At 62.0% G+C, this 8,973-nt stretch carries 11 protein-coding genes, 1 other RNA gene and 1 pseudogene; 9 read left to right on the top strand and 4 right to left on the bottom strand.

The window, feature by feature from the left end; all coding sequences use genetic code 11:
* A partial coding sequence (locus EOA19_RS34475; RefSeq protein WP_206638165.1) for an IS3 family transposase occupies nt 1-292 on the top strand: 292 nt, incomplete at its 5' end.
* A gap of 43 nt (nt 293-335) precedes the next feature.
* Here the strand turns inward: EOA19_RS34475 and EOA19_RS34470 are convergent.
* Nucleotides 336-889, bottom strand: a pseudogene (locus EOA19_RS34470) (AAA family ATPase).
* 83 nt (nt 890-972) lie between these two features.
* Nucleotides 973-1,332, bottom strand: a transfer-messenger RNA (tmRNA) gene (gene ssrA, locus EOA19_RS34465).
* A gap of 170 nt (nt 1,333-1,502) precedes the next feature.
* Here ssrA and EOA19_RS34460 point away from each other — a divergent pair.
* Nucleotides 1,503-1,814, top strand: coding sequence for a DUF2853 family protein (locus tag EOA19_RS34460; RefSeq protein WP_023813086.1), 312 nt, complete (start codon nt 1,503-1,505; stop codon nt 1,812-1,814).
* Nucleotides 1,815-1,971: 157 nt separating this feature from the next.
* Nucleotides 1,972-2,766, top strand: a complete 795-nt coding sequence (locus EOA19_RS34455; protein WP_128306071.1) for a thymidylate synthase — start codon at nt 1,972-1,974, stop codon at nt 2,764-2,766.
* 28 nt (nt 2,767-2,794) lie between these two features.
* Here EOA19_RS34455 and EOA19_RS36615 read toward each other — a convergent pair whose 3' ends face one another.
* A complete protein-coding gene (locus EOA19_RS36615) occupies nt 2,795-2,977 on the bottom strand; it encodes a TOBE domain-containing protein (RefSeq protein ID WP_348629864.1) in 183 nt (60 codons plus the stop codon).
* 153 nt (nt 2,978-3,130) lie between these two features.
* On the opposite strand from EOA19_RS36615, the gene modA reads away from it, so the two are divergent.
* The 4 genes from modA to EOA19_RS34430 all read left to right on the top strand — a co-directional run bounded on the left by modA (nt 3,131) and on the right by EOA19_RS34430 (nt 6,170).
* Nucleotides 3,131-3,925, top strand: a complete 795-nt coding sequence (gene modA, locus EOA19_RS34445; RefSeq protein WP_128306070.1) for a molybdate ABC transporter substrate-binding protein — start codon at nt 3,131-3,133, stop codon at nt 3,923-3,925.
* 15 nt (nt 3,926-3,940) lie between these two features.
* Nucleotides 3,941-4,645, top strand: coding sequence for a molybdate ABC transporter permease subunit (gene modB, locus EOA19_RS34440; RefSeq protein ID WP_024501415.1), 705 nt, complete (start codon nt 3,941-3,943; stop codon nt 4,643-4,645).
* Complete coding sequence (gene modC, locus EOA19_RS34435; RefSeq protein ID WP_128306069.1) at nt 4,642-5,754, top strand: molybdenum ABC transporter ATP-binding protein; 1,113 nt, start codon at nt 4,642-4,644, stop codon at nt 5,752-5,754. The genes modB and modC overlap by 4 nt, the downstream gene beginning before the upstream one ends.
* Before the next feature lie 74 nt (nt 5,755-5,828).
* Nucleotides 5,829-6,170, top strand: coding sequence for a winged helix-turn-helix domain-containing protein (locus tag EOA19_RS34430; RefSeq protein ID WP_127293106.1), 342 nt, complete (start codon nt 5,829-5,831; stop codon nt 6,168-6,170).
* 34 nt (nt 6,171-6,204) lie between these two features.
* Here the strand turns inward: EOA19_RS34430 and cobF are convergent, their stop codons facing one another.
* Nucleotides 6,205-7,005: a precorrin-6A synthase (deacetylating) gene (cobF, locus tag EOA19_RS34425; protein WP_128306068.1), complete on the bottom strand. Its 801-nt coding sequence runs from the start codon at nt 7,003-7,005 to the stop codon at nt 6,205-6,207.
* Nucleotides 7,006-7,211: 206 nt separating this feature from the next.
* Here cobF and EOA19_RS34420 point away from each other — a divergent pair, with 206 nt between their 5' ends.
* Nucleotides 7,212-8,213 (top strand): DUF4424 domain-containing protein, encoded by a 1,002-nt coding sequence (locus EOA19_RS34420; protein ID WP_128306067.1) that lies wholly within the window; start codon nt 7,212-7,214, stop codon nt 8,211-8,213.
* The gene (locus EOA19_RS34415; RefSeq protein ID WP_128306066.1) at nt 8,213-8,731 is read left to right on the top strand and encodes a dihydrofolate reductase; all 519 of its coding nucleotides are present in this window, start codon (nt 8,213-8,215) and stop codon (nt 8,729-8,731) included. Before EOA19_RS34420 ends, EOA19_RS34415 begins: the two co-directional genes overlap by 1 nt.
* Nucleotides 8,732-8,973 lie beyond the last annotated feature (242 nt).

Here is an 8,973-nt window from a genome sequence, read left to right as displayed (position 1 = left end):
TCAGGGATGGCAGTATCAGATGTCGGCATTCCAACGCAGGCTGGAAGCCAGAGGCCTCCAACAGAGCATGTCACGCAAAGGCAATTGCCTCGACAACGCCCCAATGGAGAGCTTCTTTGCCATCCTCGAATCCGAGCTCTTCCATCCCGGAACCTTCGACACCGTTCAAAGCCTGGACGACGCCATCACGGACTACATCGACTATTACAACCACCGCCGCATCAAACTGAAACTGAAAGGGCTGGCCCCTGTGCAATACAGGAACCAGCCCTTAAACCTACCAACTCAATGAACCGTCCAACTTTATGGGGTCAGTTCATTCATCCCGGCCTTTTTCATGCCAATCCTGCCTCGATCAGCACGAAGCGCAGCCGCTCCTCGACCGTCGCCAAAGGCAGCGGGACGGTTTCATAGCCCAGTTCCGTGTAGACGCCGACCAGCGCATGGTGGGTACGCTCGGCCTCGTCGAGCGTCTGCTTGCGCTCTTCATCCTGCGCGAAGATCTCCGGCCATAGCGGGGCGACGAAGACACGCTGATGATAGCGGAAGCGCTCGGCGGCAGCGGTGGCGTGTTCGGATACCGGCAGGCCGCTCAGCCTGAGATAGCCGAGCGTGTCCGGAACGCCACGATCGAAAAAAACAGGACGCCCGGTCTGTTCTTGCGCAATTTGATACGAGCGCATCTCCCATGACAGCATCAACTCGGCGAACAGGGCGCGATCACGCCAGGGCAAAGCGGGTCCGCCAATGTCGGACTGGTCGCGGATGATGCCGCGCCCGGCTTCCGCCGAGGTGGCAAAGCCTGCGTGCGCAGGGCTTCGATCAAGGTGGTCTTGCCGGAACCAGGACCGCCGGTCAGCACAAAGAAGCGATCGGAATCGTTTTGCATGTTTTGTCCATGGAGGGAGCACGCGGCCGGCGCCTTCGCGGCGAAGCTGCCACTGCGCATGCTGCATATCGGAGGAGGGGAGAAGTGGAGGTTTCTGTTGCCAGGTACCTCCGAACCCCGCCTAGAAGTGCGAACCTCTAGGGCTTGATTTGAAGCTATCGCACCGCTTACGCGGCGAGACGTGCTTCCGCATAGTTGTCATTTGCAACTACAGGTTTAGCCCGATGACGGTGGTACCATGCCGGGCAAAAGTACGATCTTTACACCTTCGTCGATCCTATTTCGCCCCCAGCAAAAACCGCTCTGTCATCAGCAGCGGCTTTTGGTGGAGGCGCCGGGTACCGCCCCCGGGTCCGAACGGCTTATTTCATCGCCCATTTATCGCCATAGTCGGTCAAGCCGACAAACCGAATATAGGGGGCCATCGCAAGAAATGGAAGGCCGCAATGGCACTTTGTCCCCCTGACAAAACCGCAAGTCCAAAGGGTTGACTTGGGCGCGGTCTCAACCGAAGCTTTGCCCCGGTGAGGAGTTACCGACCTAGCGCACATGTTGCAGCAGCGCGCCACAGCCCTCATCGATCGGATCCGTGGCGCCGACGAGGGGAATTTTGATGGCCGACTATCTTGCAGACGTGAAGAAATACGATGCCGGCGCCAGTGCTGATGCGGTTGAAAAGATCGTCAAGCACCTAGGCATCGCGCTCAGGAACCGCGATTCCTCGCTGGTATCCTGCACCGACCCGAAGGAACTCGGGCGTGTCAGGGACAACTGGGTCGCCAAGAAGCTCGGCATCAGCGATGCAGCGAAGGCCGATGCATCCATCGAGAAGACTTGCAAGGCAATGGCTGCCGACAACACCAAGAGCCGGGTGACTTTCTACTACCTCGTCGCGAAGGACCTGGGCAAGCTCGGCTCCCTCTGACGACCGCGCTTCAATTCGCAGGGCTGGCGCGGTCCATGCGCCAGCCCTGATGTTGTTGGGGACTGGCGGGCTTCGGGCAGGGCTTGCGCTGCTTTGTGGTGTTCGATTGCCTGTCCGTAAGCTATGATGGCTGGACAACCGAATCGAGCCGGAACCGATGCGCCAGTATCTCGACCTCCTGCAGCACGTGCTGGACAACGGCGCCGATCGCGGCGACCGCACCGGCACCGGAACCCGCTCCGTCTTCGGCTACCAGATGCGTTTCGACCTGGCGCGCGGCTTTCCCGTCACCACGACCAAGAAGTTGCATCTCAAGTCGATCATCCATGAGCTTCTGTGGTTCCTGGCCGGCGATACCAACATCAAATACCTCACCGACCATGGCGTTTCGATCTGGGACGAATGGGCCGACGAGAATGGCGATCTCGGCCCGGTCTACGGCAAGCAGTGGCGTTCCTGGCCGGATGGCCATGGCGGCTCGATCGATCAGATCGCGAATCTCCTCAAGGAGATACGCAAAAACCCTCAATCGCGGCGGCTGATCGTTTCGGCATGGAATCCAGCCGAGGTGGAAGCGATGGCGCTGCCACCCTGCCACTGCCTTTTCCAGTTCTATGTTTCGGAAGGGCGGCTCTCCTGTCAGCTTTACCAGCGGTCGGCCGATATCTTTCTCGGCGTGCCGTTCAACATCGCGTCCTATGCCCTGCTGACCGTGATGGTGGCGCAGGTCACCGGGCTGAAACCCGGCGATTTCGTCCACACACTTGGCGATGCGCATCTCTACTCGAACCATTTCGAGCAGGCGCGCGAACAGCTGCGGCGCACGCCGAGGGCGCTGCCGACGATGTGGATCAACCCCGAGGTGAAGGACCTGTTCGCCTTCCGCTTCGAGGATTTCCGGCTGGAAAACTACGTCGCAGACGCGTCGATCAAAGCGCCGATCGCGGTCTAAGGCCGCAAATTTCAGTCGATGCCGACCATCACGTCCGAGGCCTTGACCACGGCATAGGCCTGCTTGCCCTTTTGAGCTTGAGATCGGCGACGGCCTTGTTGGTGATCGAGGCGGTGACGATGGCGCCGCCACCGATGTCGATCGTGACATGCGAGGTGGTGGCTCCTTGACGATCTCGGCGATCGTTCCCCGGAGGGGATGTTGCGGGCACTGATCTTTCCAGGGTTTCTTTGCCGGTCTTTCCAGGACAATTGGTGTCGTACGGACGCTTTCATGGGGCGCCGGGCCTTCCCTTGTTATATTCATGCGGATATATCGGTCGGAGACTTAGGGCTGACTAGCTTTCAAACCGAGGAGAGTTCCCATGCTGCGCAAAGGTTTTGGATCGAGGGCGATCGCCATTGGTGGCTTCGCTGCGGCGCTGATGGCAGTCGTGCCGGCAGCACATGCGGAAGACAAGGTGGTGGTGTTTGCCGCGGCCAGCCTCAAGGACGCGCTCGACGCCGTGAACAAAGCCTGCGAGGCCGATGTCGGCGAGGCGGCGACTGTCTCCTATGCCGCGAGTTCGGCGCTGGCCAAACAGATCGAGGGCGGGGCGCCTGCCGACGTCTTTATCTCGGCCGATCTCGACTGGATGAGATATCTCTCCGACAAGAAGCTGACCAAGCCGGACACCGAAGTGAAGCTGCTCGGCAATGAGATCGTGCTGGTGGCGCCGAAGGACTCGGCGGTCGACACCAGGATCGAGAAGGGCTTTGACCTCGCCAAGCTGATCGGCGACGGCAAGCTCGCCATGGGCGATTTCAAGGCGGTGCCGGCCGGCAAATACGGCAAGGCCGCACTTGAATCGCTCGGCGTCTGGTCTTCGGTCGAAGGCAAGGTGGCGCAGGCCGAAAACGTGCGCGCGGCGCTGAAGCTGGTTTCGACGGGTGAAGCAGCCCTTGGCATCGTCTACGCCACTGATGCGCATGCCGAAAAGGGCGTCAAGGTGGTCGGCACCTTCCCGGAGGATTCGCATCCGCCGATCATTTATCCGGTTGCCCAGACCGCCGATTCGAAGGACAAGGATACGCCGGCTTTCCTGAAATGCCTGCAGTCGGCCAAGGCGGCCGCGCTGTTCAAGGATCAGGGATTTACCGTGCTCGCGCCGAGCAACTGAGTTCCAAGGGGCACTATGAACTGGCTGCTGGACCTCACTCCCGACGAATGGAATGCGGTTCGGCTGTCCATCAAGGTGGCAACGGTGGCGATGCTCGCCAGCCTGCCGCCAGGCATCTTGATTGCGCTGCTGCTTGCCCGGGGACAGTTCTGGGGCAAGACCGTTCTCAACGGGCTGGTGCATCTGCCGCTGATCCTGCCGCCCGTGGTGACCGGCTACCTGCTGCTGCTCACCTTCGGCCGGCGCGGCCCGGCCGGCGCCTTCCTGGCAGAGCATTTCGGCATTGTCTTCTCCTTCCGCTGGACAGGCGCGGCGCTGGCCTGCGGCGTCATGGGCTTTCCGCTGATGGTGCGGGCGATCCGGTTGTCGATCGAGGCGGTGGACCGCAAGATGGAAGCGGCGGCGGGAACGCTCGGCGCCAATTCGCTCTGGGTTTTTGCCACCATCACGCTGCCTCTGATCCTGCCCGGGCTGATCGCCGGCGCCATCCTCGCCTTCGCCAAGGCGATGGGCGAGTTCGGCGCCACCATCACCTTCGTCTCCAACATTCCCAATGAGACGCAGACATTGCCGTCGGCGATCTACACATTCACGCAGGTGCCGGGGGGCGATGAAGGGGCGCTCCGCCTGACGCTGATCTCCATCGTCATCTCCATGGCCGCGCTGGTGGCTTCGGAGGTGCTGGCGCGGCGTGTCGGCCGGCGACTGGACATCGAATGAGCGTTCTCGTCGACATCAGTCATCGGCTCGGCGGTTTCGCCATCGACGCCCGCTTCGAAAGCGCCGGGCGGCTGACGGCGCTGTTCGGAGCGTCGGGGTCGGGCAAGACGACGCTGATCGACATGATTGCCGGGCTGATCCGGCCCGACAAGGGACGCATCGAGGTCGACGGCCGTGTGCTGGTCGATACCGGTGCCGGCATTTTCGTGCCGAAGCACAAGCGCCGCATCGGCATGGTGTTCCAGGACGCACGGCTGTTTCCGCATATGAGCGTTGCCGGCAATCTGCGCTACGGCCGCTGGTTCACGCCGCCGGCGGAGCGCTACGCCGATATCGATGCCGTCGTCGACCTGCTCGGCATCGGGCCGCTCATGAACAGGCGGCCGGCAAAGCTCTCGGGCGGCGAGAAACAGCGCGTGGCGATCGGCCGGGCATTGCTTGCCAGCCCCAGACTGCTGCTCATGGACGAACCGCTGGCCTCGCTCGACGAAGCGCGCAAGGCCGAAATCCTGCCCTATGTCGAAAGGCTGCGCGACGAGACGAAAATCCCGATCGTCTATGTCAGTCATTCGGTCGCCGAAGTGGCGAGGCTGGCCAGCGACGTGGTGATGCTGGCGCAGGGCAATGTCGTTGCCAGCGGGCCGACCGAGGCGGTGATGCAAAGGCTCGACCTGTTGCCGGCGGAGGAGCGCGGCGAGGGGGGCGCCGTGCTGGACACCAAGGTGCTGCGTCACGACGAGACTTTCGGTATGACCGTGCTCGGCTCGGCCGCGGGCGAGCTCCGGGTGCCACAGCTGGCGATGAAAACAGGTACGCCGGTGCGCATCCGTATCCGCGCCCGCGATGTGATGATCGCCACCGAAAAGCCGAGGGGTCTCAGCGCGCTCAACATTCTGCCGGGAACCATTACCGCGATGAGCCCCGGCGAAGGGCCTGCGGTCGAGGTCGGTATCGACTGCAATGGTGCAACCGTGCTTGCCCGCATCACCGAACAGTCGCGGCAGGCGCTGAAGCTCCATCTTGGCGGCAAGGTTTTCGCGGTGATCAAGACGGTGAGCTTCGATCGGGCGAACACCGGCGCCGGCCTGCCCGCCGAGGTGGATGGGTGATCCCGCTATGTCTTTTTGGAATAGCGGTTTCGCCAGGGAGCTTCTAGTATGAGGTTGGACCGCGGAGAGTAATGATGCCGTCGCTGAGCTTGCGGATAAATCTCGACCCCGACGGGCGCGTCGGGCCGGGCAAGATCGAACTCCTGGAACAGATCGCCGCCTTCGGCTCCATTTCGGCCGCCGCGCGCGGCATGGAGATGTCCTACAAGCACGCCTGGGACCTGGTCGAGGACATGAACCGGGTGTTCGGCAAGCCGCTGGTGGCGGCACAGACCGGTGGCCGCAAGGGCGGCGGCGCGCAACTGACGGCTGTGGGGCTGGCGGTGGTCAGCCGTTTTCGCGCCATCGAGCGTGCGGCGGCTGCGGCGGCGGCGACGCATATGGAGGCATTGCAGGCGGAGATTGATGCTGGGTGAGGGGGAAGGGAGTAGGGGAGTAGGGGAGTAGGACTTATTGCTCTTCACCGGGCTTGCGCAGCAAATAGCTGTCCATGATCCAGCCCTTCTGCCGACGAGCTTCCTCTCGAACCTTTTCGATCTTTGCGCCGATGTCACCGATCCTGCCGGAGAGAGTGATCTCGTCTTCCGTTCCGAGATAGGCGCCCCAATGGATGACGACATCCTTGTCGGCCAGCGTGTTGAAGGCGCATTTGCCGTCGAGCAGGACGACCGCGCTTCCGGCATTGTCCGGCATGCCTTCCTCAGTCAGGCGGCGGCCGGTGGTGATGAGGACGGAATCGCCGATGCGGTTCAGTGCCATCTTGTGGCTGGCGGCCAGCGCCTGGACAGCGGTGATGCCGGGTATCACCTCAAGCTCGAACGCGACATTGCCCCGCAGGCGCACGCGCTCGAGGATGCGCAACGCGCTGTCGTAGAGCGAAGGGTCGCCCCAGATCAGGAAGGCGCCGCAGCCATCCCCTGCGATCTCGTCGCGGATCAGGCTTTCGTAAATGGTGGCGATGGCTTCATGCCAGTCATCGACGGTCGAGCGGTAGGAGGGGGCCGGCCCATCTTCTACTGGCCCATCTTCCATTGGCAGGTCGCGCAACGGCACGTCGAATTCGACACGGCGTGATTTCGGGTTGGTGACGAAGCGGTCGCATATCCGGCGGCGCAGTTCGGCCAGTTCATTTTTTTTCGCGCCCTTGTCGGGAATGAACAGCACATCCGCCTGGTTCAGGCCTGATATGGCCTGAACGGTCATGTGGTCGGGATTGCCGGCGCCGATGCCGATGACGAGAAGCTTGCGCATGGGCGAACTCCTGCCCGATCGGAACCCGTTAGTCCAGACCGCGCTGGCGCGTGTCCAGACCGCGCTGGCGCGTGTCCAGACCGCTGCTGGGTGTCCAGACCGCTTGCTCCAGACCCTTTTTGGCGCGTCCGCGGATGCGGAAGGGCTTTGAAACGCCACATTGAAACGGCTAGGGTCCTGCAGGCATTCTAGCCGAGGGGGCTTCCATGTTGCGATATGTTCTGACCGCCGTGCTGGCCCTGTCGCCCGCGCCCGCCTTCGCCAACGATTCGGTTGCCGAACTTGGCACTGGCGGCCTGATCCTGTCGCGCAGCGATGCCGTGGCGATGCAAAGCGAGGATCTTTTCATCTCGCCGGAAAAGGTCACTGTCGACTATGTCTTCCACAACAACACCGATCGCGATGTCGAGGCCATCGTCGCCTTCCCGATGCCCGAAATATCGGGCAATCCCGAAGAAATCCCGGCGATTCCCGAAAACCAGAGCGACAATTTCCTCGGCTTCGAGGTGACGATCGACGGTGCCGCCGTCAAGCCGCAGCTCGAGCAGAAGGTGTTGGCGCTAGGCATCGACATCAGCGCAGAGATGAAGGCGCAAAACGTGCCGTTCTATCCATTCGGCGATGCGGCGAAGGCGGCGCTGGCCAAGTTGCCGCAAGCGGTTGTCGATGACTGGGTCAACCGCGGCATCATCATCGAGGACACCGGCAGCGACGGCACCGAGACGACCAAGGTCTACACGCCGTTCTGGCAATTGCGTTCGACCTACTGGTGGCGCTCGACCTTTCCAGCCAACAAGGACGTTCATGTTTCCCACCATTACAAGCCGAGCGTCGGCGGCACGTCTTCAGTCAGCTTCTTTTACGACGGCAAATTCCAGGGTCAGTATGCGGCCTACAAGGCCCGCTATTGCATGGACGATACATTCGAGAGTGCGGTGCGCAAGGCGGCGAAGAACGACCCTGACGGCTACCCCAAATATGTCGAGAACCGCATCGCCTATATCCTGACCACCGGCGGCAACTGGGCCACCGGCACAATCGGAAAGTTCAAGCTGACGATCGACAAGGGCAATCCGAAAGCCCTGGTCTCGTTCTGCGGCGACAATGTCAGAAAGACCGGACCGACGACATTCGAGATGACGGCGGATAATTTCTACCCCGAGCGCGACATCGACATCCTGATCCTCGAGCCAACGGACGACAATTGATGCATGTCGCAATCTACGTTGCCATCGCCGAGAACGGCGTGATCGGGCGGGACGGCGGGCTCCCGTGGCGGCTCTCCACCGATCTCAAGCGCTTCAAGGCCGATACGATGGGCAAGCCCATCATCATGGGCCGCAAGACCTATGAGGGCATCGGCCGGCCGCTGCCGGGCAGGTTGAACATCGTCGTCACCCGCGACAAGACCTGGCGCGCCGAGGGCGTGGAGGTGGCACATTCGCTCGAAGCCGCGGTCCAACTGGCGACGGTGCGCGGGCGCCGCATGGTCGGTGTGGACGAGGTGTGCGTCATCGGCGGCGGCGAAATCTATGCCCAGGCCATGCTTCTGGCCGATCGGCTGCATGTCACCCATGTGCTGGCAGCGGTCGAAGGCGACGCGCATTTCCCGCCGATCGATCCTGATTCCTGGCGTATTGTCAGCTCGCACGACGTCCCGGCCGGGGAAAAGGACAGCCACCCGACGCGCTATTCGGTTTACGAGCGGCGTCGAGAGAGACATTGACTGAAAAAAGGGGCATTGAAGGAAGACAAAGGGTCGCGACCGGACAAATCGGACGAAGTCGGCAGCGCATCGCGTTGAAAGCGCCTCGTGGCGTCCCTATAGAAGAACAATACTGGATTTTGCGCCGTAATACCGGCGCTTGAGGGAATTCCAAGCGAAAGGACATTCATGCCCTGGAACGATAAAAGCGGCGGTGGCGGCGGCCCATGGGGCGGCGGCGGCAACAATCAGGGGCCCTGGGG

It is taken from the genome of Mesorhizobium sp. M7A.F.Ca.US.010.02.1.1, from assembly GCF_004023085.1.
Taxonomy (GTDB): Bacteria; Pseudomonadota; Alphaproteobacteria; order Rhizobiales; family Rhizobiaceae; genus Mesorhizobium.
The sequence above is the reverse complement of the archived record's forward strand: the minus strand, read 5'-3'. Positions and strand labels throughout refer to the sequence as shown.